This is a genomic window from Microbacterium arborescens, assembly GCF_049707515.1.
Taxonomy (GTDB): domain Bacteria; phylum Actinomycetota; class Actinomycetes; order Actinomycetales; family Microbacteriaceae; genus Microbacterium; species Microbacterium arborescens_B.
The window spans coordinates 544242-569243 of the sequence record NZ_JBNAFI010000001.1 but is presented as its reverse complement, the minus strand read 5'-3'; the positions used below and the strand labels follow the sequence as shown (position 1 = coordinate 569243).

The window sequence follows — 25002 nt, the reverse complement described above, 5'->3', positions numbered from 1 at the left end:
CTGACCGGCTTCATTCCGATCCGGCGACCACGACCGTCGGCTCGTGACGCACCGGGAAGTTCACCGAGTTCGCGATGAAGCACCACTCGTTCGCCTGCGCGTGCGCGGCGAGCGCAGCCTCGCGCATCGACTCCTCGGCGACGACGACACGCGGCCGCAGGACGACCTCCGTGAACGCACCCCCGCCGCGCCCGTCCTCGCGCATCGTCCCCGCCGCGTCGTCGGTGTAACCCACCACGACGACTCCCGCGGTGACGCAGGCGTGAAGGTACGACAGGAGGTGGCACTCGGCGAGCGCAGACAGCAGGAGGTCTTCGGGATTCCAGCGCGCCGGGTCACCGCGGAACGGCTTGTCGGCGGATGCCGCGAGGTCGGGCTTGCCGTCGATGCGGAGCGTGACGGCCCGGTCGTAGTCGCGGTAACCGCTGGTCCCGGTGCCGCGATTTCCGGTCCACTCGGCCCTCACGCGGTAGCGGTGCTCACCCAACATGCGCACAGTCTGACACGCGGCGTGCCGGACGTCGCAACGGTAGGCTGGCGGGGTGCCGCAGACCTTCGCCGTTCCCGCCGCCGTCGAGCTCGCGGTCGTCGAGCGCAGCGGATTCGTCGAGTCCCGGCACGCGGGAGCAGCCGTCGTCCTCGGCGCCGACGGGTCCCCGATCCGGACGCTCGGCGACGTCGATGCCCTGATCCTCCCGCGCTCCACGCTGAAGCCGCTGCAGGCGCTCGCCAGCCTCACGGCGGGAGCATCCCTCGAGGGTGAACGTCTCGGCATGGCGACGGCCAGCCACTCCGGAACCGACCGACACGTCTCGGTCGTCCGCGGCATCCTCAACGACGCCGGCCTGGGCGAGGACGACCTCGGCTGCCCGCCCGCCTGGCCCACCGACACCGCGACCCGCGACGAGATCGTGCGCGAGCTCGGTGCACCCACGCGCATCCGGATGAACTGTTCGGGCAAGCACGCCGCCATGCTCGCCGCGTGCGTCGCCAGCGGGTGGGACACCGCTACCTACCTCGACCCGGAGCACCCCCTTCAGGTGCACACGCGGGAGGTCATCGAACGGCTGACCGGCACGAAGGCGGCGGCCATGGCGATCGACGGCTGCGGAGCGCCCGTCTACGCGATGAGCCTCATCGCACTCGGACGCGCGATCCAGCGCATCGGGACCGCCAGCGAACGATCGCCCTTCGCCCTGCACCGCATGGCCGGATCGCTCGTACGCGCCGTGCGCGAGAACCCGTGGACGATCGACGGTCCCGGCCGCCCCGACACCATCGCCATCGAGCGCCTCGGGGTCTTCGCCAAGACCGGGGCCGAGGGCGTGCTCGTCATGGTCGCGCCCGACGGCACCACGGTCGCGCTGAAGGTGCTCGACGGCAGCGGACGCGCCGCGACCGCGATCGCCCTCACGCTGCTCGTGCGAGCCGGCGCCCTCGAGGCTGCGCAGGTCGCCCCCGTGATCTCCCACCTTCCGCTGGCCGTGCTCGGCGGCGGACAGAACGTCGGCATCATCCGGCCGACGGTGTAGCGGCTCCTCACGAGGGAGCGCAGAAAGGACTGCCATGCGCATCAGCGTTCCCAGCGAGGTCAAGAACAACGAGTACCGCGTCGCACTCACCCCTGCCGGCGTGCACGACCTCGTCGTCGCCGGTCACGACGTGTTCGTCCAGCGCGGAGCCGGCGAAGGCTCATCGCTCCCCGACGCCGAGTACGACGACGCCGGGGCCGTTCTGCTCGACGACGCCGACGAGGTCTGGGCGCGCGGCGAACTGCTGCTGAAGGTCAAAGAACCGATCGCGAGCGAATACCACCGGTTCCGCGACGACCTGGTCCTGTTCACTTACCTGCACCTCGCAGCGGATCGACCGCTCACCGACCGGCTCGTCGAGAGCGGCATGACGGCCATCGCGTACGAGACGGTGCAGCTGCCGGGAGGCGGGCTTCCCCTTCTGGCCCCGATGAGCGAGGTCGCCGGACGGCTCGCCCCGATGGTGGGGGCCTCGACGCTCCTCCGCTCGGCGGGCGGCCTCGGTCTGCTGATGTCCGGCGTTCCCGGAACCCGACCGGCCGCCGTTACGGTCATCGGCGGCGGTGTCGCCGGCGCGAACGCCGCCTACATCGCTGCCGGCCTCGGGTCGGATGTCACGATCTTCGACACGAACATCCAGCGCCTCCGATTCCTCGACGACCACTTCCAGGGACGCGTCAAGACAGCAGCCTCCAACCCGCTCGATCTCGAGCGCGCCGTCATCGCCTCCGACCTCGTGATCGGCTCCGTGCTGATCCCGGGCGCCAAGGCTCCCAAACTCGTGCGGAACGAAACCGTCGCGCGGATGCGGCCCGGCTCGGTGCTCGTCGACATCGCCGTCGACCAGGGCGGTTGCTTCGAGGACACCCGGCCGACGACCCACGCCGATCCCACGTTCCGCGTTCACGACACCGTGTTCTACTGCGTGGCGAACATGCCCGGCGCCGTGCCCAACACCTCGACAGCGGCACTGACGAACGCGACCCTCCCCTACGTCCGGCAGATCGCTCGTCACGGATGGCGCCAGGCCCTGCGCGCCGACGACGCCCTCGCCGCCGGCCTCAACACGGCCGCCGGCCACGTCGTCAACGAAGGCGTCGCCGCCGCGCACGGCCTCGGTGCGGGCTCACTGGCCGACGCGCTGGCCTGACGAGCCCGGAGGGAGCTCCATGATGCCCCACGGCGAGGCGTGACCCTCGGGAGAGGCGAGGAGATCGAGGAACGGCGTGGCGGGCAACGCCTCGGGACCGAGAACACCGGTTCCCGCCCACGCGCCGGTCGCGAGCAGTTCGAGAGCGATCACCGGCCCGAGCGCGGTCTGCAGCACCACGGCCTGTGAGCCGTACTCGCGCATCGTGTCCTCGTTGTCGGCCACGTGATAGAGGTAGCTCGATCGCGGCCGACCATCACGCCCCGTGCCCGAGACGACGACGCCGGCGCAGGTCTTGCCGGTCATCCGATCGCCGAGGGTCGCCGGATCCGGCAAGCACGCCGCGACGACGTCGCGCGGTGAGACCGAGACACCCTTCACGGTCACCTGGTCGGTGCGATCGAGACCGAGCTTGTGAAGCACCTTCAGCACCTCGATGAACTCGTCGCCCAGGCCGTACTTGAAGTCGACGCGCTTGGCCGAGGTCCAGCGCGGCATGAGCAGCACTTCCTCGTGTTCGACGTTGACGCACTCGACCGGTCCGATCCCCTCGGGGAAGTCGAAGACCTCGGGCTCCGAGAACGGCGGCGTCGTGAACCACCCGCGCCCCTCTTCGTAGATCACCGGCGGGTTCAAGCATTCCTCGATCGTGGTCCAGATCGAGAACGACGGCGCGAAGTCATACCCCTCGACGACGAGGTTCGAACCGTCGCGGACCCCGAGACTGTCGATCTCGCTGAACAGTTCGTCCTCGGCATACCGCGCGAAGACATCCGACATCCCCGGCTCGACCCCCATACCCACGAGCGCCAGCAGACCGGCATCCTCCCAGTCGGCGGCGGCGGCGAACTGCTCGTCGCCGAGCTTGACCCCGGTCTCTTCGTGCGGGCGCTCGGGATGCGGCCGCGACAAGCTCATCGCCATGTCGAGGTAGGTCGCACGCGCCGCGAAGCATCCCTCGAAGATCGGCATGACGAACCGTGGGTCGACCGCGTTGAGCACGTGCGTGACGGCGTGCTCGGCGATGAGCGCGGCGACCGAGTCGGCGGACGACGCATCGACCTGCGCGGCGACGAGCCGGGCGTCGCCGACGTCGGCGACCAGTCCCCGCGGCCGCTCCGGGTCGTAGTCCGCGACGACCAGCGTCTCGAAGAAGTCGCGGCGGACGGCGAGTCTGACCGCCGCCGACCCGACTCCCCCGGCTCCGATGATGAGTATGCGCGTGCCCACGTGTCAGCCCCTTCCGCCGTCGACCGAGCGCGGATGCGCGATCTGCTCGTCGGGGACGAGCACGTCGGTGTCACGATTGAGGCTCTCACCGCGGAAGAACGGCTTCGCCCGCGGGAAGAGGAACCACAGGACCATCAGCACGACGCCCAGTGCGAGCGCGCCGATGCCGAGCACGAACGTGCCCCCGACGCCGAGCAACACGGTGTAGCCGTAGTCGACGTCCCACATGTCGATGGCCGACTGCACGAACGCATAAGTCAGCATGAGCGCGCCGAGGACGGGGAGGATGCCCTTGACCACCAGATCGCGCGTCGAGCGGCGCAGGTCCCGCCGGAAGAACCAGGCGCAGGCGTACCCGGTCAGCGCGTAGTAGAACGCGATCGCCAGGCCGAGCGAGAGGATGGAGTCCTGCAGGATGTTGTCGCTGATGAGCGTCATGCCGATGTAGTAGACGATCGCCACCGTGCCGCCCACGATCGTCGACACCGACGGCGTCTTGTAGACCGGATGCACCGTGCGGAACGCTTTCGGGAGCGCGCGATAGGCGGCCATCGCGAGGGTGCCGCGGGCGGTCGGCAGGATCGTCGTCTGCGTCGAGGAGATCGCCGAGATCATCACCGCGACCACGAGCGCCCAGGAGAAGGGCCCGAGCAGACCGTCCTTGAGCGCGAGGAAGATGTCGTCCGCGATGTCCTCGTTGCCGAGGCCCGTCGGCCCGTCTCCGAGCCCCGCATACATCATGGCGGAGATGGTGACGCCGACGTAGGTGACGAGCAGGATGATCGTGGTGAGCACGGCCGCACGCCCCGGGATACGCGTGGGATCCTTCGTCTCCTCGTTCAATGCGAGGCAGGTGTCCCATCCCCAGTAGATGAACAGCGCGAGCAGGATCGCCTGCACGAATCCGCTCCAGTCGGAGAAGGCGAACGGGTTCAACCACTCCCACGAGAAGGCGGTCGGATCGGGTGCCCCGCCGGCGAAGTAGTGCCACAGCGCCGATACGACGAAGACGGCGAGCAGGAGGTACTGCACGGCCAGCAGGACGTTCTGGAGCTTCTCGCCGATCTCGACGCCGCGCCAGCTGACATAGGTCATCGCAGCGATGAACACGACGCCGGTGGCCGTGACGAGGGGGACGTTCTCGCTCAGCGTCCCGTCGCCGAAGAGCGACCAGAAGTAGATGCCCGCGACCTGCGCGAGGTTGGCGAGCACGACCATGCCGGCCACGGCGACGCCCCACCCGCCCATCCATCCGATCCACGGCCCGAAGGCCTTCGTGCCCCATGTGAACGTCGTGCCGCAGTCGGGCACCGCATTGTTGAGCTCCCGGTACGCGAAGGCGATGAAGAGCATCGGGATGAATGCGATGACGAAGGCGATGGGCGCCTGCGCGCCGACGGCGAGGACGACGAAGCCGAGGGTGGCGACGAGGGAGTACACCGGGGCGGTCGAGGCCAGCCCGATCACCGTCGACCCCCACAGTCCGAGCGTCCCCGCCGCAAGACCCTTGCCGTCCGCCGGCCGCATGTCGATGGGAGAGGTGGTCACAAGCTGCACGCTAGGGCCGGGGATCCTCGCCGCGCAAGACTCACCTCGCCGGGGATCGCGCTCCGGGGAGCGTGACGCGACGGACCCGGTCGCTGCGCGTATCGAACACCCACGCGCGACCGCGGCCGGGGGTCGCGAACGGCGGAAGGTCACGGCTACCCGTCAGAACGCGCAGCTCGCCCGCGCACGACGCGTCGACGACGAGCTGGCAGCGCCCGGCCGATGCCGATGCGGCACTGCGCCAGCGCCCGATCCACGCGTCGGGAGCGCCCCAGACGACCCGTCCGCGCCGCAACGCCGTCGTCTGCTCCACCCCGACGACCTCGATGCCCTGTCGGCGCCAGTGTTCCAGCGCGGCATGCGCCGCGGCGGTCGGCGGCGCGACGAACGCTGTGGCGTACCGGGGTTCGAACTCCCCCGGCGGACAGATCGCCTCCCGCGGAGGCAGGAAGCCCCCGGCATCCGCGAACTGCACCAGCGCACCACCCCACCTGCCCCGGCCCGCCGGCGCCGCCGGATCGTGATGCGGCGCCTCACCGCCGAACGCGACGTGTTCCGAGCGCGAGACCACCGCCAGAAGTGCCCGGTCGGGCAATTGGTCGAGGATCCTCCCGACCGCTCCGGTGACCCGCTGCGCCGCACAGGCGAGCCGGATGCCGCGCGAACGGGCATCCCTGGCGGCGCGCTCGAGGATCTTCGCGCCCTCCGCCGCGTAGTCCTCGGGCAACCGGCCGAGCAGTCGATCGAGATCGTCGACGATCACGACCCATCCGCTCGGAACATCATCGAGACCGGCGATGAGGTCCCACGCCGATTCGGGATCGTCGGGCAGCCAGCACAGCCGATCGGGTGGAGTCTGCGCGGCGATCGTGCGCAGCAGCGTCGTCCGTCCCGACCCCGCTCGGCCGAGGACGGCCAATCCCGGCGCCTGCGGATCGAGCGTCACCACGCGTTGCCGCTGCTCGGCCGGCTCGTCCGCGAGTCCGAGCACGACGGCGTCGGGGCGCCGGAGCTCGGCCAGCGCGACGCGCTGTGGCAGGGGCGGCAGCCAGGGGCGGCGAGCGGGCGCGGCGCCCTCCGCCGCCCGCGCGATCGCCGAGATGGCCGTCGGCGGGCACAGGCTCGTCCGGAGCGGGCGCGGCTGCGCGTCGGCGGGGCGCTTCACGAGCGCTGTCCCCCGCTCGCTGTGCCCGCCGGGGAGCTCAGCCGCGTCGGCGGAGCCGAGGACGGTGCGCGAGTCGGCCGCGTCGGCCACGCGCAGCGCGATCCGCAGCGGTGCGTTGGCGAGCACGGCTTCGCGGAACCCCGCCGCGCGCTGCGTCGCGAGCACGAGGTGCAGTCCGAGCGCGCGGCCCCGGGCGGCAATATCGGCGAAGACGTCGTGCATCGTCGGGTGAGTGGAGGTCAGGGCGGCGTACTCGTCGACGACGATGACCAGCCGGGGCATCGCGTCGGCCACCTCGGCGATGTCACGCGCGCCGAGGTCGGCGAGAACGCGTTCGCGCCGACGCACCTCGGCCGTCAGGCTGTCGACCGCCCGCACCGCGTTGCGCTCGTCGAGATCGGTCACCACGCCCGTCACGTGCGGCAGCGAGGAGAGCGCATCGAACGCCCGACCCCCCTTGAAGTCGACCAGCAGGAAGTTCACGCGCGCGGGCGGCAGGCTTCGCGCCAGTGCAGCGACCCACGTCACGAGCAGCTCGCTCTTGCCGCTGCCGGTCATGCCCACCACGACCGCGTGCGGGCCATCGTCGACGAGATCGACCTCGACGATCTCGCCCACGCCCGCACCCAGCACGGCAGGGAGGCCCTCCGGCCGCGGCGCTGGAAGGTCGTCGAAGGCGATCGGAACGATCCCGTCCCCCCGAGCCGTCGCAGCGCGCTCTCGGAGAAGCTCGACGAGCCCGGCCGCCTGTCCCAGCCCGAGCGGCTCGGGATGGATCGTCACAGAGGAGCCGGCGTAAGCGAGCAACGCCTCATCGACGTCCACCAGTCGCACCACGGCGGCGCACTGCGGCGGCGGCGCACTCGGGCCGGCGCAGACGATGGCGACATCGGCATCCGCGGGAGGTGACCCGGATCCCCACCAGAGCCGTCGTCCGCGAGAGGCAGCAGCATGCGGCAGTCGCAGCGCCCATTCCTCGGCGGCGGCGGCGATGCGCACCTCGCCCGGTGGATGCACGAGACAGATCTGGACGACGAGCGCTCGCGCCACCGATGCCGCCGCGGCGGGAGGCCCGACGATGGCGATGCCGGCCGTAAGCGGCACGGTGACCGGCGCATCGGCGACGGTCACCGCGGCTCGCCGGAACTCGGCGGCCGCCTCTCCCTCGACCCGCACGCGCGAGGGTGCACCGCCCGACCCGACGACCACGACGTCGCGGCTCGGCCCCGGCCGCCAGAGATCGTCGGGCTCGCCGAGAAGACGAGCGGCATCCGGGGTCGCTCGCCAGAGCTCGGCGCGCTCGAGGCCATGCCTCCGCGCCAACTCCGCTGTCGCCTCCCGCAGGGCGTCGGCCGCCCGCGCAGCCGACCGCCGGCGATCGCGCCGGGAGACCCGCGCCGCGTCGAGCATCGCCGCGACGGCCACGAGGGGTCCGAGCGCCGCGAACCAGAGCACGGTAGGCGAGCCGGTCACCTGCCAGAAGACGACGGCGCCGGCGACGGGGACGACCAACGCCCACAGCGGGAAGGACGAGCGTGTCGTCTCGGGCTGGGGCGGAGGCAGACGGATGGGATCGTCGAGCGGTGTCGCGGAATGCACGCCGCTCAGTCAACCCGGGGCGCCGCGGCCGCTGCCGCGCCTCAGCGCTCAGCGTGGAAGGCGGCCGTCAGCCGGCATCCGGGGAGGAGCCGCCCTCGGTGGCGGAATCTCGAACATGGGCGTCGAGCACGATCACCGTCACGTTGTCGCGGCCGCCGTTCTCGAGCGCCGCCGTCATCATCGCCGACACGGCGTCGGCCGGGTCGGGGTTCTCGAGCAGGAAGTGCAGGATGCCGTAGTCGGTGAGCTCCTTCGTGAGCCCATCGCTGCAGATCACGAAACGGTCGCCGTCGACGACGTCGAGGCGCACGTAGTCCGGGGTGACGCCGTCGCTGGGGCCGACCGCGCGCGTGATGACGTTGCCGTACGGGTGCTGCTCCGCCTCTTCGGGGCTCAAGCGCCCGGCGGCGACAAGCTCTTGGACCACGGAGTGATCGGTCGTGACCTGCGCGATCGCCTGGTCGCGCAGCAGGTAGACGCGCGAGTCGCCGATATTCAAGGTCGTCCACTGCGGCTCGCCGTCGACGATGTCGAGGTACACGCCGGTGACGGTCGTCCCCGTTCCATCGTCCGTGGTCTCGGGGTGATCGGCGATGTCTCCGACCGCGCGTTCGAGGGCGTCCTCGATGTCCTCGGGGGTGACGACGCCCCGGTCTGCGACGCCGCGCAACCGTTCGACCGCGCTCGCACTGGCGATCTCGCCGCCGATGTGTCCACCCATGCCGTCGGCGACGATGAAGAGCGGATACTGCGCGAGAACGGCATCCTGATTGCTGTCACGGCGGCGTCCGGTGTCGGTCGCGGCGGCCCACCGGAGTTCGATCGCACCGGACGGGACGTCCACGATCCGGGATTGGGTCGTGGGGTCGGGCACGCTGTCACTCTTCTTTCGTCGACGGATGGGCGTGTCACACTCTAGTAGACGCACCCGCTGAGGTCATTCGGCTAGCCGGCGGCGGGATCGGCCGGTAGGGGGAAGAGCCCGTCGATGGTCGCAAGGTCGTCGGCGTCGGGCTGCCATGCCGAGGCCGCCGCAGCGTTGGAGCGGATCTGGTCGGGCGAGGTCGCCCCGGCGATCACGCTGCTGAGCGCCGGCTGTGCGAGCAGCCACCCGAAGGTCGCATGCACCATCGTGATGCCGCGCTCGTCGCAGAAGAGACGATAGGCATCGAGCGCATCCCACGGCGCCTTCTCCCACAGGTGTCGGCGTTCCCGGGCGACCCGGGAGTCGGCGGGCACGTAGTCGCGCGTGAACTTGCCGGTCAGGAGGCCGTTGTGAAGCGGGAAGTACGGCAGGAACCCGCGACCGTAGTGGCGAACGGCCGGCAGCACCTCGCGCTCCGCGCCGCGAGCGAGAAGGCTGTACTGGTTCTGCGCCGAGACGAACGGCACGTCACCTCGGGCTCGCGCCACGGCCTCGGCTTCGGCGATCTGCCACCCGGCGAGGTTGGAGTGGCCGATGTAGCGCACCTTCCCTTCGCGCACGAGGTCGCTCAGGGCGTCGAGCGTCTCTTCGATCGGGGTCTCCGGGTCGGACGTGTGCAGCTGGTAGAGGTCGATCCAGTCCGTCTGCAGCCGTTCGAGCGAGGCTTCCACCGCGCGCCGGATGTACGCCCGCGAGCCCTTGGCCCCCGGCAGCCCGAGATCGACGGCGCTGTGACCGAACTTCGTTGCCAACACCACCTGGTCGCGCCGCCCGCGGAGCGCCTCACCCATGAGGGTCTCGGAGAGACCGGGCTCACTGCCGTAGATGTCGGCCGTGTCGAGGAAGGTGACGCCGGCGTCGAGAGCGGCGTCGAGCACGGCGACCGTGCCGTCCAACGTCTGGGTGGGCGTCCCGCGTCGGCCGAAGTTGTTGCACCCCAGTCCCACCGCCGACACCAGAAGTCCGGAGGATCCGAGGCGGCGCGTCTCCACTGCATCGTGCATCTCCCCACGCTAACCCCGAATGCACCGGTGCCGGGGCCGCTGACGACGAGGAGCCCCCGTCATTCGACGAAGGCTCCTCGGGTGGTCACTGCTGCGGTGCGTCCGGAGTCGGCGGCTGCGTGGTCGGCGGCGGCGTGGTCGGCGGCGGGTAGGCGCCAGCGGGGGGCGTCGCCGGCGGAGCGGGCGGCGGGTAGGCACCCGCGGGAGGAGCGGCAGGAGCAGACGGCGAGGCGTAGCCCGACCCGGTGGCCCCGTATGCACCCGCTGCGGGGGCGGCGCCGCCGTCGGGCTGGACCGGGATGCCCTGCCAGACCGTGGTGTCGCGCAGGAACGACGTCCGCCACGGCGAGGGCTGCACGTTCGGGTTCCAGGGCGAGCTCGAGAATGCGGCGATGCCCAGCCAGATGAGCTGACCGATACCGGGGATGATGTAGAGCAGGACCAGCGGCCAGTCCTTGCCGAGCTTCAGCCCCACGCGCACGCTCGCGAGAGCGAGCGCGATGATGGCGAGGTAGCCGAAGATGAAACCGATGCCGGGGATGTTGCTCAGCACGCCGGTCGCGATGATCGCGCCGAGCATGACCCACGGCGACAGGTCACCGAGCTTCGCGAAGACCATCTCGCGATAGAACGGCACCCAGGCTCGCCACTTGCCCTGCACACCCGCCTTCTCGAAGATCTTCATGAAGAAGAACGAGGTGATGAGGTACCCCGCGAGCGCGAGGATCAGGATGATGGGCAGCAGCAGGAAGATGAAGGCGAGTGCTGCGCCCACCCCTGCACCGTCACCGTCGTAGTAGTCCGGCATGAACGACCTCCTCAGTCGTGATCCACGACGCACTCGCGCCGACGGTCGCCGCTCATGCTAGCGAACCGCGCGTCTGGGCGTGGGACGTTGACGAGGCCGTCCGCTGACGATCAGACGACGAGTTCGAGCTCGGCGGAGTCGGCGGGCTCGCGCACCGCCCAACCGTGCGACGCCGCCCAGTCGACGAAGTGCTCCCGCGACTCGACCGTCGGGGCCGACCGAGCGAGCGCGCGCGCCAGCTCGCCCTTCGCGTGCTTGTTGAAGTGATTCAGGGCCCGAACCGTGCCGTCGCCGCCCTCGGTGACCACCCGCACGAACGCCGACGGCACGGTATCCGGGATCGGGGCGAGCGCCACGTACGCCTCCGACCGGAGGTCGAGCACGAACGCGGCGCCGGTGGCGCCGAGCGCTGCGGTGCCTGCCTCGGCCCAGTGCCGGCGCAGTGCCGGGATGCCGGGGAGCGCGGTGCCCGCGGCCAGGCGGTAGGCCGGGATGGGGTCGAGGGCGCCGACCGGACCGAACGGCGCCGATTGGATCAGCACGTGCGCACCGAGCCACTCGCGAGCCGCGCTGTCGAGAGTCGCGGGGTCCAACGCGTCGAAGAGCACACCCGTGTACCGGTCGACCGCCGGCATCGTCGGCGAGGTCTCGAGCGCAGCGTTGACGGCGATCTCGCCGAGACGGCGCTCGCTCAGTTTCAGCACGCGGGCCGCGGCGTCCGGATCCGCAGACAGCGCGACGAGCGCGGTCACCGCCGCGCGACGCTCGGGAGCGAGCTGCGGCAGCGTGAGGGCGTCGATGTCGAGCGGCGCGCCCGCACCGCCGGCGCGCTTGGTCTCGGAGGGCGGCAGCAGCACCAGCATCCGGATCTTCCCCTCTCAGCACGAGAGACCACACCCCGGAGGGTGTGGTCTCTCGGTGACGTGATGTGCGTCAGGCCAGCGTGGCGTTGCCGGCCACGATGGTGAGCTCGTCGCCCTCCATCGACAGGAAGCCGTCCTGCGCATTGGCGACGATCTTGGCGCCGCCCGGCTGCGTGATGCGGACCTGGCCCTCGGCGAGGATGGCCAGCACGGGCTCGTGACCTGCCATGAAGCCGATCTCGCCCTCGACCGTCTTGGCCACCACGAGGGAAGCCTCGCCGGACCAGACCTCCGCCTCGGCGGAGACGAGCGTGACCGTCAGAGCCATGTCAGCTGTTCTCCTTCTGGATCTTCGCCCACTTCTCTTCCACGTCGCCGATGCCGCCGACGTTGAAGAAGGCCTGCTCGGCCACGTGGTCGAAGTCGCCCTTGACGATCGCGTCGAACGACTCGATGGTCTCCTTGATCGGAACCGTGGAGCCCTCGACGCCGGTGAACTTCTTCGCCATGTAGGTGTTCTGCGAGAGGAACTGCTGGATGCGGCGTGCGCGCGACACGACGATCTTGTCCTCTTCGGAGAGCTCGTCGACACCGAGGATCGCGATGATCTCCTGCAGCTCCTTGTTCTTCTGCAGGATCTGCTTCACGGCGGTGGCCACACGGTAGTGGTCCTCACCGATGTAGCGCGGGTCGAGGATGCGGCTCGTGGAGCTCAGCGGGTCGACGGCGGGGTACAGACCCTTCGACGCGATCTCGCGGGAGAGCTCGGTCGTGGCGTCGAGGTGCGCGAACGTCGTCGCGGGGGCCGGGTCGGTGTAGTCGTCGGCGGGGACGTAGATCGCCTGCAGCGAGGTGATCGAGTGACCGCGCGTCGAGGTGATGCGCTCCTGGAGCACACCCATCTCGTCGGCCAGGTTCGGCTGGTAGCCCACGGCCGAGGGCATGCGGCCCAGCAGCGTCGAGACCTCGGAGCCGGCCTGCGTGAAACGGAAGATGTTGTCGATGAACAGCAGCACGTCCTGCTTCTGCACGTCGCGGAAGTACTCCGCCATCGTCAGCGCCGACAGGGCCACGCGCAGACGCGTTCCCGGCGGCTCGTCCATCTGGCCGAAGACGAGGGCGGTCTTCTCGAAGACGCCCGCCTCTTCCATCTCGTGGATCAGGTCGTTGCCCTCACGGGTGCGCTCGCCGACGCCGGCGAACACCGACACACCACCGTGGTCCTGCGCGACGCGCTGGATCATCTCCTGGATGAGGACGGTCTTGCCGACGCCCGCACCACCGAAGAGGCCGATCTTGCCGCCCAGCACGTACGGGGTGAGGAGGTCGATGACCTTGATGCCGGTCTCGAACATCTGCGTCTTCGACTCGAGCTGGTCGAAGCTCGGCGCCTGGCGGTGGATGCCCCAACGCTCGGTGACCTCGATGGTCTCGCCCTCGGCGGCGTTGAGCACGTCGCCGGTGACGTTGAACACCTTGCCCTTGGTGACGTCGCCGACGGGGACCGTGATGGGGCCGCCCGTGTCGCGCACCTCCTGGCCGCGGACCATGCCGTCGGTCGGCTTCAGCGAGATGGCGCGGACGAGGTCGTCGCCGAGGTGCTGAGCGACCTCGAGGGTGATCTCGGTCGACGCGCCGTCGATCGTGATCGTGGTCTTGAGCGCGTTGTAGATGTCGGGGATCGAGTCGTGCGGGAACTCGATGTCGACGACGGGGCCGGTGACGCGCGCAACGCGGCCGACGACCGACGTGGCTTCGGCAGTGACGGTGGTCATGTCTGTCTCTTTCGGTTGGTCTTATTTGCCCGACGCCAGAGCGTCGGCGCCGCCGACGATCTCGGCGATCTGCTGAGTGATCTCGGCCTGGCGAGCGTTGTTGCGCAGGCGGGTGTAGTCGGTGATGAGCTTGTCGGCGTTGTCGCTCGCCGACTTCATCGCCTTCTGCGTCGCGGCGTGCTTGGCGGCGGACGACTGGAGCAGCGCGTTGAACACACGGCTCTGGACGTAGACCGGCAGCAGCGCGTCGAGCACCGTTTCGGGGTCGGGCTCGAACTCGTACAGCGGATAGACCGGAGCCTGGTCCGCCGTCGCGGCATCGGCCTCGACGACCTCGAGGGGCAGCAGACGAACCGTTTCCGGCGTCTGCGTGATCATGCTGACGAAACGGTTGTACACGAGGTGGATCTCGTCCACGCCGCCGTCTTCGCCGCCCTGAGCGTAGGCGTCGAGGAGAGCCCCGGCGACCTGCTCGGCCGTGCTGAAGTGAGGCGTGTCGGTGTCACCCGTCCACTCCCCCGCAGCCCGCATCCGACGGAACTGGAAGTACCCGACGGCCTTGCGGCCGATGAGGTAGTAGTCCACTTCCTTGCCCTGCGACCGCAGCAGCTCCGCCAGCTCGAGACCCTCGCGAAGGATCTGCGAGTTGAACGCGCCGGCGAGGCCGCGGTCGGAGGCGAAGATGACGACGGCCGAGCGACGGATCGTCTCGCGCTCGGTCGTCAGCGGGTGCTCGACGTCGGAGTGGGTCGCCACCGCGGAGACGGCACGCGTCACGGCCCGCGCGAAGGGAGAGGACGCGCGGACGCGCCCCATCGCCTTCTGAATGCGCGAAGCCGCGATGAGCTCCATCGCCTTCGTGATCTTCTTGGTCGTCTGAGCAGAACTGATCTTCTGCTTGTAGACCCGGAGTTGTGCGCCCATAAGTGTGTGTCGTCCTCCGCGTCAGCCGCGGCGGCCCTTGACGATCTGCTCCTGGTTCACGTCGTCGGCCTCGGCGGCAGCGGTCTCCTCGCGGCCCAGCTTGTTGATGGCCTGGCCCTTGCCGCCCTGGAACTCGAGCACGAAAGCGTCGACGACCTTCTCGAGCTCGGCGACGGTGTCATCACCCAGCACGTTCGTCTCACGCAGCGTGTCGAGGATCGACGTGTTGCGCTTGAGGTAGTCGAGCAGGTCGCGCTCGAAGGTCAGGACGTCCTCGACCTCGATGGTGTCGAGCTTGCCGTTCGTACCGGCCCAGATCGAGACGACCTGCTCCTCGACGGGGTACGGCGAGTACTGCGGCTGCTTCAGCAGCTCGGTCAGGCGCGCACCGCGGGCGAGCTGACGACGCGACGCGGCGTCGAGGTCGGAGGCGAACATGGCGAACGCTTCGAGCGAGCGGTACTGCGCGAGCTCGAGCTTCAGCGTGCCCGAGACCTTCTTGATCGACTTGACCTGAGCGTCGCCGCCGACGCGCGACACCGAGATGCCCACGTCGACCGCGGGACGCTGGTTGGCGTTGAACAGGTCGGACTGCAGGAAGATCTGGCCGTCGGTGATCGAGATCACGTTGGTCGGGATGTACGCCGAGACGTCGTTGGCCTTCGTCTCGATGATGGGCAGACCCGTCATCGAACCGGCGCCCAGCTCGTCCGACAGCTTCGCGCAGCGCTCGAGCAGACGCGAGTGCAGGTAGAACACGTCGCCGGGGTATGCCTCGCGGCCCGGCGGGCGGCGCAGCAGCAGCGACACGGCACGGTAGGCCTCGGCCTGCTTCGACAGGTCGTCGAAGATGATCAGGACGTGCTTGCCCTCGTACATCCAGTGCTGGCCGATGGCCGAGCCGGTGTACGGGGCGAGGTACTTGAAACCGGCGGGGTCGGATGCCGGGGCCGCGACGATTGTCGTGTACTCCATGGCACCGGCGTCCTCGAGCGCGCCCTTCACCGAGGCGATGGTCGAGCCCTTCTGGCCGATCGCGACGTAGATGCAGCGGACCTGCTTGTTGACGTCGCCCGACTCCCAGTTGGCCTTCTGGTTGATGATCGTGTCGATCGCGATCGCCGTCTTGCCGGTCTGGCGGTCGCCGATGATCAGCTGACGCTGTCCGCGGCCGACGGGGATCATCGCGTCGATGGCCTTGATGCCGGTCTGCATCGGCTCGTGGACCGACTTGCGCTGCATGACGCCGGGAGCCTGCAGCTCGAGGGCGCGGCGTCCGGTCGTCGCGATCTCGCCGAGGCCGTCGATCGGGTTGCCGAGCGGGTCGACGACGCGGCCGAGGTAGCCCTCGCCGACGCCGACCGACAGCACTTCGCCCGTACGGGTGACCTTCTGACCGGCCTGAACGCCGGCGAAGTCGCCGAGCACGACGACACCGATCTCGTGCTCGTCGAGGTTCTGTGCGAGGCCCTCGGCGCCGTTCTCGAAGCGGACGAGCTCGTTCGCCATGACGCCGGGCAGACCCTCGACGTGGGCGATGCCGTCGGCCGCGTCGACGACGGTGCCGACCTCGGTCGCGGCGGCCCCGGTGGGCTCGTACGCGGCGACGAAGTCTTTCAGCGCGTCACGGATGACATCCGGGCTGATGGACAGTTCTGCCATGGTGTTCCTTCGGTCCTGAGTCTGTGGGTCCGGATGCGTCCGGCCGGTACGCCCCTGCGGGCGATGAGGTGGGTCAGCCCGCCAGTCGCTGGCGGAGATCGGAGAGGCGGGAGGCGACGGTCGCATCGATCACGTCGTCGCCGATCTCGATGCGCAGCCCGCCGACGACCGCGGGGTCGACGATGAGGTTGAGCGAGACGGGCGTGCCGTAGCGGCTGGAGAGCGTCTCAGCGAGACGCGAGCGCTGCTGGTCGTTCAGCGTCGTCGCCGTGCGCACGCTCGCGACGACGCGGCCGCGCTGACTCGAGACGATGCGGATCGCACGCTCGAGCAGCTGGCGCACGCGACGCTCGCGCGGACGCTGCACGATCGCCGATGCCACGAGACGTGCGCCGGCACCGGCGCGCCCCTCGAGCAGACGATCGACGAGCGCGCCCTTCGCGGACGCTTCGCCGAGGCGACTGCCGAGCGCGAGCTCGAGCTCGGGGTTGCCCGCGATGGCGTGCAGCACACCGAACAGCTCGTTCTCGATGTCGCCGGTGTCCGAGACGGCCGCAACACGGATCGCGATCTCCTCGACCGCGTCGACGAAGTCGTCGGCCGACGACCAGCGCTGCTCGGCGGCGACCTGCAGCAGCGCCACGGTCTGCGGCGCGAAGGTCGAGCCGAAGACCTGGGTGACGACCCGGTCGCGAGACTGCTGCGACGCGGCGTTGTCCGTCAGCGCGCCGCTCAGATGCGGCGAGTCCGCCAGAGCCCGCGCGGCGACGAACAGCTCGCCGGACACGTCGAGCGTGAGCCCGGGCGTCTGTGCGATGGCCGCCGTCGTCGCAGCGAGTGCCTGAGTGGTCGCGCTGCCCATCAGTTCGACGCCTTCTCGGAAGCCTCGAGCTCGCTGAGGAAGCGGTCGACGACCGCCTGCGCCTTCTGGTCATCGGACAGGGTCTCGCCGATGACGCCGCCGGCCAGGTCGAGGGCCAGCGTACCGACCTCGCTGCGCAGCGAGACGACAGCGGCCTGACGCTCCGCTTCGATCTGCGTGTGAGCGGCAGCGGTGAGGCGCTCGGCCTCTGCCGATGCGTTCTGCTTCGCCTCGCTGACGATCTTGCGACCGTCCTCGCGAGCGGCGTCGCGGATCTCTCCGGCTTCCTTGCGCGCCTCGGCGAGCTGGGCGGTGTACTCCTCGAGCGCTGCCTCAGCCTTGCGCTGAGCCTCATCGGCCTTGGCGATGTTGCCCTCGATGGCGGCGCTGCGCGCGTCGAGCACCGTGTTCATGCGCGGCATCGCGTAGCGCACCACCACGAAGATGATGACGACGAAGCAGACGCCCGACCAGATGATGTCGTACATCGCCGGGAGGATCGGGACCTGGTTGGATCCCTCCTCCGCCGCAAGCGTGACAAGAGCGTTCAGCATCCTGTCTCCTTATCTGTGGGTCGCGTCGGGATCAGAGCGCGTTGAAGATGAACGGCGTGACGATGCCGATCAGCGCGAGGATCTCGATGAACGCGACACCGATGAACATGGTGCTCTGCAGGCGGCCTGCGAGCTCGGGCTGACGGGCGGTCGACTCGATGGTCTTGCCGATCATGATGCCGAGGCCGATGGCCGGGCCGATGGCCGCGAGGCCGTAACCCACGGTCGCGATGTTGCCGGTGACCTGGGCGAGAACCGTCGTTGCGTCCACTGGTGTTTTCCTTTCGTAGGGCGAGCAGCCGGTCAGCTGCTCGTCAGTGCTCTTCCGCGACCGCGAGCTGGATGTAGACCGCGGTGAGGATCGTGAAGACGTAGGCCTGGAGGATCGAGACGAAAATCTCGAAGAGGGTGAAGGCGAAGCCCATCGCGAGCGTTCCCGCCGCGAGAGGCGTGAAGGCGTTGAGCCCGAGCAGGAAGAACTGCGTCGCCGCGAAGAACAGCACGAGCATGAGGTGCCCGACCATCATGTTCAGCAGCAGTCGCAGGAACAGCGACACCGGACGGGCGATGAACGTCGAGATGAGCTCGACGAGCGCGATGATCGGCAGCAGGTAGATCGGAACGCCGCTCGGCACGAGCGAGTTCTTCAGGAAGTGCCCGACGCCGTGCTTGCGGATGCCGGCGTAGATGAACATGACGTACGCCACGAGCGCGAACACCAGCGGCGCACCGGCGACCGAGGTACCCGCGATGTTCATGCCGGGGATCACACCCGTCAGGTTCATGAACAGGATCGTGAAGAACATCGCCGTCAGCAGCGGCAGGAAGCGCCGCCCGTCCTTCTCGCCCAGCACTTGGTACACGACCTGGTCGCGCACGAAGCCGAACCCGAACTCGACCACGCTCTGGAAGCGGCCCGGCACCACCGACAGGCGGCGGGTGCCCAGCACCAGGAAGATCACCAGCGCCACGGTCGCGATGACCTGGACGAGGCTGATCCGCGTGAATTCGAAGGGCGTGCCTTCGAACAGCAGAGCAGGCGGGAAGAAGTCGGAGATGGACGGCGGGTGGAACTCGTTGTCCGATGCCGCCGCTGCGACAATCGTCGTCGCTTGAGTCAACGTATTGGCTCCAGCTTCTCGGGCCAGCCTGGACTAGCTCGGTGAGGGTTAGAAGGGAACAACTCCAGCGGGGCCTCAGTGTCGCCACTGCACACCGGCCGCAGAGTGTACTCCCACACTACCAAAGGTTGCGGCTCGACCTAATCGTTGATCGAGTCGGATGTCGGAAGCTCGACATCGGAGGCTCCGGAGAGGCGCATCCGGCTCAGCACGACGAGGTCGACGACGAGCGACGCGACGGCAGCGACGATGACGGCGAGGGCGAAGATCCCCCGCTCGAGCCACTCCACCTGGAACAGCAGCAGGAGCGCGACGATGACGAGGACGAACTTCAGCAGCCAGCCGCCGAGCACCACGGCGAAGAAGATCTGCAACCACTGCGGGTGCCCGTACCAGTGATTCCCGATCAGGATGCTGAGCGCGGTGAATGCCGGGAAGATGATGCCCACGAGCGCGCCGATCACACCGCTCCAGGCGCCGTCCGCGCCCGCGATGAGGCCCCCGCCGAGCGCGAAGGCGGCGGCGACGATGACGCCGACCGCGAGCCCCCACGTGAGTGCGGCGCGGAGGATCGGCGTGCTGGAGATGCGGCGGCGATCGTTCGGGTCAGGGGTGTTCGCAGTCACGAGGAGGGCTCTTTCACGAGGGAGGTCGGGCGCAGGGGGCGTGCGGGGATGAAGGTCACGACGAGGCAGGCGGCGACGCCGAGGATGAGGAAGCCGAGACCGAAGAGGTAGTCGCCCGGCCACCCCGCCGTCGTGCCGATGTACATCAGCAGGACCGACAGGCTGACCACGGTCGTCCAGGCGTAGAAGACCAGGACGGCGTCGCGGTCGCTGTGGCCCATGTCGAGCATGCGGTGATGGAGGTGCTTGCGGTCGGGCGAGAACGGCGACTTCCCGCGCGACATCCGGCGGATGACGGCCATCCCGAAGTCGAGCAGGGGCAGGAGCACGACGACGACGGGCAACAGGATGGGGATGAACGCTCCCAGCAGCTGTGAGCGACCGAAGACGTCGTTGTCGCCGGTGGCGGGGACGAGCGTGCCGGTGACGAGGATGGCCGAGCAGCTCATGAGCAGGCCGATCATGAGAGCGCCGGAGTCTCCCATGAACAGCTTCGCGGGGTTCCAGTTCAGCGGCAGGAAGCCGGCGCAGACCCCGAGCAGCACGACGGCGAGGAACGAGGCGAGGTTCGCGTAGCTGCTGGCGCCGAAGTCGCGGCCCAGCAGATAGGTGTAGGTGAAGAACACGCCGTTGGCGATCAGCGCGACGCCCGCGACGAGACCGTCGAGCCCGTCGATGAAGTTGACGGCGTTCATCACCACGACGATGGAGAACACCGTGATCGTGAAGCTCGCGGCGCTCGAGACGACCGTCTGCCCGCCGACGGGGATGGTGTAGAGCTGCACTCCCCCGAAACCGACGACGATCGCGGCGGCGGCGAACTGTGCGCCCAGCTTGATGAGCCAGTCGAGATCCCACAGGTCGTCCGCGACGCCGACGGCCACGATGAGGGCGGTGGCCGCGAGGATCGCCCAGATCGGTTCGGGTCTGGCCCAGAAGATCGCGAAGAAGGGGATCTGCGATGACGCCAGGATGACGGCGGTCGCCCCGAGGAACATGCCGACCCCGCCGAGCCGCGGCGTCGGCGTCTTGTGGACATCCCGCTCCCGGATGGCGGGATACAGGCGGTAGCGCAGGCTCACCTTGAGAACGAGCCACGTCAACCCGAAGGTCACCACGGCCGTGACCACGAATGTGGCCAGGTAGAGCCTCACGCGACGCTGCCGCCGGCGGCCTCGCCGGCGCGTCCCGGCGAGCCCGGTTCCATGGGGGTGCGGTTCGCAGCCTCGGCGTGCTCGGGCTCGGGGTCGGGTTCGAGCAGGTCGCCGAGCACGTCGCGCAGCGCCTCGCGACTGACGGCACCCTCGCGCAGGACGCGGACCGGCGCGGGGTCGGTGCCGATGAGAGTGGTCGCGTCGACGATCGTCGAGGCGATGCCGGTCGCGGCCGGTCCCCCGTCGAGGTAGACCGACACGCTCTCACCCAGCATGCCCACCGCGTCATCGATCGAGACCGCGGCGCTCATCTTGGTGAGGTTCGCGCTCGAGACCGCCAGGGGTCCGCACTCCTCGAGGAGCTCGAGGGCGAAGCGGTCGGCGGGCATGCGCACGGCGACGGTGCCGCGCGTCTCACCCAGGTCCCACGACAACGAGGGCTGGGCGGGCAGGACGATGGTGAGACCGCCGGGCCAGAAGGCCTCGACGAGCCGCTCGACCGGTTCGGGAACCTCGGCCACGAGGGCGCGCATCGTGGAGATGCCGGCCACGAGGACCGGGGGCGGCGACTGGCGGCCCCTGCCCTTCGCCGCGAGCAGCTTGGCGACGGCGGACGCGCTGAAGGCGTCGGCGGCGATGCCGTAGACGGTGTCGGTGGGCAGGACGATGAGGTCGCCGCGACCGATGGCCTGGCGCGCCTGGCGCATGCCGGGAAGGACCTGGGTCTCGTCGCGGCAGTCGAAAACGGGAGACATGACCGCTCCAGTGTACGGCGGCGCCCGCCGGGGCTCAGGAACGGACGGCTGTCGTCGTGCGGTCACGCAGGGTCAGATCGGGATGCGTCGCCGCCGCCGACCACCCGTCGGCGGCCAGGATCGCGCGGATGGCGGCTCCCTGCAGCTCGCCGTGCTCGATGACGATGCTGCCGCCCGGATGCACGAGACGCAGTCCGACCCGCGAGAGCGTCCGCACCACGTCGAGCCCGTCGGCTCCGCCGTACAGCGCGGCCGGCGGGTCCCACAGCCGCACCTCGGGGTCGCGGGGCACCGCGTCGTCGGGGACGTAGGGCGGGTTCGAGACCAGCACCGAGACCGTTCCGTCGAGCTCGGGGAAGGCGTGCTCGAGGTCGATGAAGGCGAGTCGCGCGTTCGAGGCGCCCACCAGGGCGAAGTTCTCCTTCGTCCAGATGAAGGCGTCGACGGAGTTCTCGGCGGCATGAACCCGCGCATGGGGCACCTCGGTCGCCAGAGCGAGGGCGATGGCACCCGAGCCGGTGCCGAGGTCGACGGCGACGGGTTCGGGCCCGGCCGCCGCACGGAGCAGGTCGATCGCGATCTGCGCGACCGACTCGGTCTCGGGGCGCGGGACGAACACGCCGGGTCCGACCCGCAGCTCGAGGTGGCGGAACGGCGCCAGCCCCGTGAGGTGCTGCAGGGGCTCGCGCGCGGCGCGCCGGGCGACGAGGTCGGCGAGTCGTTCGGCGTCTTCGCGGTCGATGGCGTCGCCGCGGAAGACGGCGGCCGACAGCTCGCCCCGGCCGACCCCGAGGACGTGGGCGGCGAGCAGCTCGGCGTCGACCTGCGGGGTGGGGACGAACGCGGCCTCGAGCTCGGCGGTCGCGGCACGCAGGACCTCGGTCAGGGTCGGTGCAGAGACGGGCGCGGTGCTCATGGCGCCGACAAGCCTAGTCAGCAGCGCGGCTTCGTCACATTCGGCGCCCTCATCGGATGGCGACAATAGGCTGGGCGACGATCCCGCCGCGACGCGGCATCCGCTCGAAAACCCCGAAAGGCAGACATGTCCGACCCGGTCACCCACGGCATCCACCCCGACATCACCACCGCGTACGGCAACACGCCTCTCGTGCGACTGAACCGCGTCAGCGAAGGCCTGCCCGGCACCGTGCTCGCCAAGCTCGAGTTCTACAACCCCGCGTCCTCGGTCAAGGACCGCCTCGGCATCGCCATCGTCGACGCCGCGGAGAAGGCCGGCGCGCTGCAGCCCGGCGGCACGATCGTCGAGGGAACCAGCGGCAACACCGGCATCGCGCTGGCGATGGTGGGGGCCGCGCGCGGCTACCGCGTGATCCTCACGATGCCCTCGTCGATGTCGACCGAGCGCCGCCTGCTGCTCAAGGCCTACGGCGCCGAGCTCGTGCTGACCGACCCCTCGCTCGGTATGAAGGGCGCCGTCTCGGAGGCTGAGAAGATCGCTGCCGAGACGCCGGGGGCCGTGCTCGCGAAGCAGTTCGCCAACGAGGCCAACCCCGACGTGCACCGCCGCACGACGGCCGAGGAGATCCTCCGCGACACCGATGGACAGATCGGCTACTTCGTCGCCGGCATCGGCACGGGCGGCACGATCACGGGCGTCGGTCAGGTGCTCAAGGAGCGCGTCTCCGACGTGCAGGTCGTCGCGGTCGAGCCGAAGGACTCGCCGCTGCTGACCGAGGGCAAGCCCGGACCCCACAAGATCCAGGGCATCGGCCCGAACTTCATCCCGCCGATCCTCGACCAGAGCGTCATCGACGAAGTTCAGGATGTCACCTTCGACGATGCCGTACGCGTCGCGCGCGAGGTCGCGTCGAAGGAAGGCATCCTCGTCGGCATCTCGTCCGGTGCGGCCGTCTGGGCGGCTTTGCAGGTCGCGGCGCGTCCCGAGGCCGAGGGCAAGAACATCGTCGTGATCATCCCGTCGTTCGGTGAGCGCTACCTCTCGACCCCGCTGTTCGAGGACCTGCGCGAAGACTGATGACCTCGCTCCGAGCGCGCATCCGCGAAGATCTGGCCGCCGCGAAGCTCCGCGACCCCGCGGCACGCAGCAGCCTCGAGATCGCGCTGCTGTACCCGGGGCTGCACGCGGTGTGGTCGTACCGCATCACGCACCGGCTGTGGCTCCGGCGCGCGCGCCTCCTCGCGCGCGCCGGGTCGCAGCTGACCCGTCTCCTGACCGGCATTGAGATACACCCCGGCGCGCGCATCGGGCGCCGCTTCTTCATCGACCACGGCATGGGCGTCGTCATCGGCGAGACGGCCGTCGTCGGCGACGACGTCATGCTGTACCACGGTGTGACCCTCGGCGGCAGGACGCGTCACGCCGGCAAACGTCACCCGACGCTCGAGGACGGCGTGGCCGTCGGCGCGGGCGCCAAGATCCTCGGACCTATCACGATCGGCGCCCACAGCGTCGTCGGGGCCAACGCCGTCGTCACGAAGGACGCTCCGCCCGACTCGGTGCTGGTCGGCGTCCCCGCCCGGCCGCGGCCACGCGGTGAGGGCGAGGACACACGAGCCATGCTCACCGCTCCCGAGTACCACATCTGACTCACCCTCGCCCCCGTCGATCCGTCGGAAACGGGGGTGCCGGGCTCGCGACATCCGCAGATGCCGGCGAGTCGACGGGCGCCGAGGAGAAGCAGGGGTCAGTCGTCGGCGAGGGCCGCGAGACGCGCTTCCTCGTCGGCGGCGATGCAGCTCTCGACGACGGGTCCGAGCGCACCGTCCATCACCTGATCGAGGTTGTAGGCCTTGTACCCGGTGCGGTGATCGGCGATGCGGTTCTCGGGGAAGTTGTATGTGCGGATGCGCTCGGAGCGGTCCATCCCGCGGATCTGCGAGCGACGGGCGTCGGATGCCGCGGCATCCCGCTCTTCCTGCTGCTTCGCGAGCAGCCGTGCCCGCAGCACCCGCATGCCCGCCTCGCGGTTCTGCAGCTGGCTCTTCTCGTTCTGCATCGACACGACGATGCCGGTCGGCACGTGCGTGATGCGCACCGCCGAGTCGGTCGTGTTGACCGACTGACCGCCCGGGCCCGACGAGCGGAAGACGTCGATCTTCAGGTCGTTCGGGTCGATCGTGATCTCTTCCGGCTCATCGACCTCGGGGAACACGAGCACGCCGGTGGTCGACGTGTGGATGCGCCCCTGCGACTCCGTCGCCGGAACTCGCTGCACGCGGTGCACGCCGCCCTCGTACTTCAAGTGCGCCCACACGCCCTGCGACGGATCCGACGACGAGCCCTTGATCGCGACCTGGACGTCCTTGTACCCGCCGAGGTCGGACTCGTTGCGCTCGAGCAGCTCGGTCTTCCATCCTCGAGAGGCCGCGTACTGCATGTACATCCGCAGCAGATCGGCGGCGAACAGAGCGGACTCCGCTCCCCCCTCGCCCTGCTTGATCTCCATGATGACGTCGCGCGCGTCGTCGGGATCGCGCGGGATGAGCAGGCGGCGCAGGCGTTCCTGCGCCTCGCGCAGCCCCTCCTCAAGGGCGGGGATCTCGGCGGCGAAGGCATCGTCCTCGCGAGCGAGCTCACGAGCGGCCGCGAGGTCGTCGGACGCCGCGACCCACGCATCGTGGGCCGCGACGATCCGCGACAGCTCGGCGTACCGACGGTTGACGCGCTTGGCGCGTGCCGCGTCGGCGTGCACCGCGGGGTCGGAGAGCTCCTCCTGAACCGCGCGGTGCTCGTCGAGCAGCCCCCGGACGGACTCGAACACGA

General features: G+C 69.7%; 25 protein-coding genes. 4 read left to right on the top strand and 21 right to left on the bottom strand.

Annotated elements, in window-relative coordinates:
• Positions 1 to 10 precede the first annotated feature (10 nt).
• Complete coding sequence (locus tag ACPYN5_RS02520; protein ID WP_424447403.1) at positions 11 to 490, bottom strand: OsmC family protein; 480 nt, start codon at positions 488 to 490, stop codon at positions 11 to 13.
• A gap of 52 nt (positions 491 to 542) precedes the next feature.
• On the opposite strand from ACPYN5_RS02520, the gene ACPYN5_RS02515 reads away from it, so the two are divergent.
• Both ACPYN5_RS02515 and ald read left to right on the top strand, forming a co-directional pair.
• Positions 543 to 1532 (top strand): asparaginase, encoded by a 990-nt coding sequence (locus ACPYN5_RS02515; protein ID WP_424447402.1) that lies wholly within the window; start codon positions 543 to 545, stop codon positions 1530 to 1532.
• 34 nt (positions 1533 to 1566) lie between these two features.
• Positions 1567 to 2682 (top strand): alanine dehydrogenase, encoded by a 1116-nt coding sequence (gene ald / locus ACPYN5_RS02510; RefSeq protein ID WP_424447401.1) that lies wholly within the window; start codon positions 1567 to 1569, stop codon positions 2680 to 2682.
• Here the strand turns inward: ald and ACPYN5_RS02505 are convergent.
• From ACPYN5_RS02505 to prmC, 19 genes are all read right to left on the bottom strand, one after another.
• Entirely contained in the window at positions 2659 to 3912 is a 1254-nt protein-coding gene (locus ACPYN5_RS02505; RefSeq protein WP_424447400.1) for a saccharopine dehydrogenase family protein, read from the bottom strand. The two genes, ald and ACPYN5_RS02505, sit on opposite strands and share 24 nt — an antisense overlap.
• A gap of 3 nt (positions 3913 to 3915) precedes the next feature.
• Positions 3916 to 5439, bottom strand: coding sequence for an APC family permease (locus tag ACPYN5_RS02500; RefSeq protein WP_424447676.1), 1524 nt, complete (start codon positions 5437 to 5439; stop codon positions 3916 to 3918).
• A 61-nt stretch (positions 5440 to 5500) separates the two neighbouring features.
• Positions 5501 to 8224 (bottom strand): FtsK/SpoIIIE domain-containing protein, encoded by a 2724-nt coding sequence (locus ACPYN5_RS02495; RefSeq protein ID WP_424447399.1) that lies wholly within the window; start codon positions 8222 to 8224, stop codon positions 5501 to 5503.
• A gap of 67 nt (positions 8225 to 8291) precedes the next feature.
• Positions 8292 to 9098 carry a PP2C family protein-serine/threonine phosphatase gene (locus ACPYN5_RS02490; protein WP_424447398.1) on the bottom strand — a complete coding sequence of 269 codons (807 nt, stop codon included), beginning with the start codon at positions 9096 to 9098 and terminating at the stop codon, positions 8292 to 8294.
• A 71-nt stretch (positions 9099 to 9169) separates the two neighbouring features.
• Positions 9170 to 10153 carry an aldo/keto reductase gene (locus tag ACPYN5_RS02485; protein WP_424447397.1) on the bottom strand — a complete coding sequence of 328 codons (984 nt, stop codon included), beginning with the start codon at positions 10151 to 10153 and terminating at the stop codon, positions 9170 to 9172.
• A gap of 85 nt (positions 10154 to 10238) precedes the next feature.
• Complete coding sequence (locus tag ACPYN5_RS02480) at positions 10239 to 10961, bottom strand: large exoprotein (protein WP_424447396.1); 723 nt, start codon at positions 10959 to 10961, stop codon at positions 10239 to 10241.
• Between the two features lie 110 nt (positions 10962 to 11071).
• A complete protein-coding gene (locus ACPYN5_RS02475; protein WP_424447395.1) occupies positions 11072 to 11824 on the bottom strand; it encodes a YaaA family protein in 753 nt (250 codons plus the stop codon).
• A gap of 70 nt (positions 11825 to 11894) precedes the next feature.
• Positions 11895 to 12152 (bottom strand): F0F1 ATP synthase subunit epsilon, encoded by a 258-nt coding sequence (locus tag ACPYN5_RS02470; protein WP_424447394.1) that lies wholly within the window; start codon positions 12150 to 12152, stop codon positions 11895 to 11897.
• 1 nt (position 12153) lies between these two features.
• Entirely contained in the window at positions 12154 to 13599 is a 1446-nt protein-coding gene (gene atpD / locus ACPYN5_RS02465) for a F0F1 ATP synthase subunit beta (protein ID WP_424447393.1), read from the bottom strand.
• A gap of 21 nt (positions 13600 to 13620) precedes the next feature.
• Complete coding sequence (locus ACPYN5_RS02460) at positions 13621 to 14523, bottom strand: F0F1 ATP synthase subunit gamma (RefSeq protein WP_424447392.1); 903 nt, start codon at positions 14521 to 14523, stop codon at positions 13621 to 13623.
• 21 nt (positions 14524 to 14544) lie between these two features.
• Positions 14545 to 16185, bottom strand: a complete 1641-nt coding sequence (gene atpA, locus ACPYN5_RS02455; protein ID WP_424447391.1) for a F0F1 ATP synthase subunit alpha — start codon at positions 16183 to 16185, stop codon at positions 14545 to 14547.
• A 73-nt stretch (positions 16186 to 16258) separates the two neighbouring features.
• The gene (locus tag ACPYN5_RS02450; protein WP_274222631.1) at positions 16259 to 17047 is read right to left on the bottom strand and encodes a F0F1 ATP synthase subunit delta; all 789 of its coding nucleotides are present in this window, start codon (positions 17045 to 17047) and stop codon (positions 16259 to 16261) included.
• Positions 17047 to 17601 (bottom strand): F0F1 ATP synthase subunit B, encoded by a 555-nt coding sequence (locus ACPYN5_RS02445; RefSeq protein ID WP_424447390.1) that lies wholly within the window; start codon positions 17599 to 17601, stop codon positions 17047 to 17049. The genes ACPYN5_RS02450 and ACPYN5_RS02445 overlap by 1 nt, the downstream gene beginning before the upstream one ends.
• A gap of 31 nt (positions 17602 to 17632) precedes the next feature.
• Positions 17633 to 17872 carry an ATP synthase F0 subunit C gene (gene atpE / locus ACPYN5_RS02440; protein WP_023955203.1) on the bottom strand — a complete coding sequence of 80 codons (240 nt, stop codon included), beginning with the start codon at positions 17870 to 17872 and terminating at the stop codon, positions 17633 to 17635.
• Positions 17873 to 17915: 43 nt separating this feature from the next.
• Complete coding sequence (gene atpB / locus ACPYN5_RS02435; protein WP_424447389.1) at positions 17916 to 18722, bottom strand: F0F1 ATP synthase subunit A; 807 nt, start codon at positions 18720 to 18722, stop codon at positions 17916 to 17918.
• 140 nt (positions 18723 to 18862) lie between these two features.
• The gene (locus ACPYN5_RS02430; RefSeq protein ID WP_424447388.1) at positions 18863 to 19348 is read right to left on the bottom strand and encodes a Cg1360 family ATP-synthase-associated protein; all 486 of its coding nucleotides are present in this window, start codon (positions 19346 to 19348) and stop codon (positions 18863 to 18865) included.
• Positions 19345 to 20502, bottom strand: coding sequence for an MraY family glycosyltransferase (locus ACPYN5_RS02425; protein ID WP_424447387.1), 1158 nt, complete (start codon positions 20500 to 20502; stop codon positions 19345 to 19347). Before ACPYN5_RS02425 ends, ACPYN5_RS02430 begins: the two co-directional genes overlap by 4 nt.
• On the bottom strand, positions 20499 to 21257 hold the full coding sequence (locus ACPYN5_RS02420) for an L-threonylcarbamoyladenylate synthase (protein WP_424447386.1): 759 nt from the start codon (positions 21255 to 21257) through the stop codon (positions 20499 to 20501). Before ACPYN5_RS02420 ends, ACPYN5_RS02425 begins: the two co-directional genes overlap by 4 nt.
• 34 nt (positions 21258 to 21291) lie before the next feature.
• A complete protein-coding gene (gene prmC / locus ACPYN5_RS02415) occupies positions 21292 to 22173 on the bottom strand; it encodes a peptide chain release factor N(5)-glutamine methyltransferase (protein WP_424447385.1) in 882 nt (293 codons plus the stop codon).
• A 126-nt stretch (positions 22174 to 22299) separates the two neighbouring features.
• On the opposite strand from prmC, the gene cysK reads away from it, so the two are divergent.
• Positions 22300 to 23253 carry a cysteine synthase A gene (cysK, locus tag ACPYN5_RS02410; protein WP_424447384.1) on the top strand — a complete coding sequence of 318 codons (954 nt, stop codon included), beginning with the start codon at positions 22300 to 22302 and terminating at the stop codon, positions 23251 to 23253.
• Complete coding sequence (gene epsC / locus ACPYN5_RS02405) at positions 23253 to 23825, top strand: serine O-acetyltransferase EpsC (protein ID WP_424447383.1); 573 nt, start codon at positions 23253 to 23255, stop codon at positions 23823 to 23825. Before cysK ends, epsC begins: the two co-directional genes overlap by 1 nt.
• 98 nt (positions 23826 to 23923) lie before the next feature.
• On the opposite strand, the gene prfA is transcribed toward epsC, so the two are convergent.
• Complete coding sequence (gene prfA, locus ACPYN5_RS02400) at positions 23924 to 25000, bottom strand: peptide chain release factor 1 (protein ID WP_424447382.1); 1077 nt, start codon at positions 24998 to 25000, stop codon at positions 23924 to 23926.
• Between the last annotated feature and the right edge of the window lie 2 nt (positions 25001 to 25002).

Bases quoted from the DNA above. Each gene is read 5' to 3' on its own strand.
- ACPYN5_RS02475 (WP_424447395.1), bottom strand. From the start codon at position 11,824: ATGCTGGTGCTGCTGCCGCCCTCCGAGACCAAGCGCGCCGGCGGTGCG.
- ACPYN5_RS02480 (WP_424447396.1), bottom strand. From the start codon at position 10,961: ATGCCGGACTACTACGACGGTGACGGTGCAGGGGTGGGCGCAGCACTC.
- atpD (WP_424447393.1), bottom strand. From the start codon at position 13,599: ATGACCACCGTCACTGCCGAAGCCACGTCGGTCGTCGGCCGCGTTGCG.
- epsC (WP_424447383.1), top strand. From the start codon at position 23,253: ATGACCTCGCTCCGAGCGCGCATCCGCGAAGATCTGGCCGCCGCGAAG.
- ACPYN5_RS02450 (WP_274222631.1), bottom strand. From the start codon at position 17,047: ATGGGCAGCGCGACCACTCAGGCACTCGCTGCGACGACGGCGGCCATC.
- ACPYN5_RS02445 (WP_424447390.1), bottom strand. From the start codon at position 17,601: ATGCTGAACGCTCTTGTCACGCTTGCGGCGGAGGAGGGATCCAACCAG.
- ACPYN5_RS02520 (WP_424447403.1), bottom strand. From the start codon at position 490: ATGTTGGGTGAGCACCGCTACCGCGTGAGGGCCGAGTGGACCGGAAAT.
- ACPYN5_RS02460 (WP_424447392.1), bottom strand. From the start codon at position 14,523: ATGGGCGCACAACTCCGGGTCTACAAGCAGAAGATCAGTTCTGCTCAG.
- prmC (WP_424447385.1), bottom strand. From the start codon at position 22,173: ATGAGCACCGCGCCCGTCTCTGCACCGACCCTGACCGAGGTCCTGCGT.
- ACPYN5_RS02470 (WP_424447394.1), bottom strand. From the start codon at position 12,152: ATGGCTCTGACGGTCACGCTCGTCTCCGCCGAGGCGGAGGTCTGGTCC.
- ACPYN5_RS02500 (WP_424447676.1), bottom strand. From the start codon at position 5,439: ATGCGGCCGGCGGACGGCAAGGGTCTTGCGGCGGGGACGCTCGGACTG.
- atpA (WP_424447391.1), bottom strand. From the start codon at position 16,185: ATGGCAGAACTGTCCATCAGCCCGGATGTCATCCGTGACGCGCTGAAA.
- cysK (WP_424447384.1), top strand. From the start codon at position 22,300: ATGTCCGACCCGGTCACCCACGGCATCCACCCCGACATCACCACCGCG.
- ACPYN5_RS02420 (WP_424447386.1), bottom strand. From the start codon at position 21,257: ATGTCTCCCGTTTTCGACTGCCGCGACGAGACCCAGGTCCTTCCCGGC.
- ald (WP_424447401.1), top strand. From the start codon at position 1,567: ATGCGCATCAGCGTTCCCAGCGAGGTCAAGAACAACGAGTACCGCGTC.
- ACPYN5_RS02485 (WP_424447397.1), bottom strand. From the start codon at position 10,153: ATGCACGATGCAGTGGAGACGCGCCGCCTCGGATCCTCCGGACTTCTG.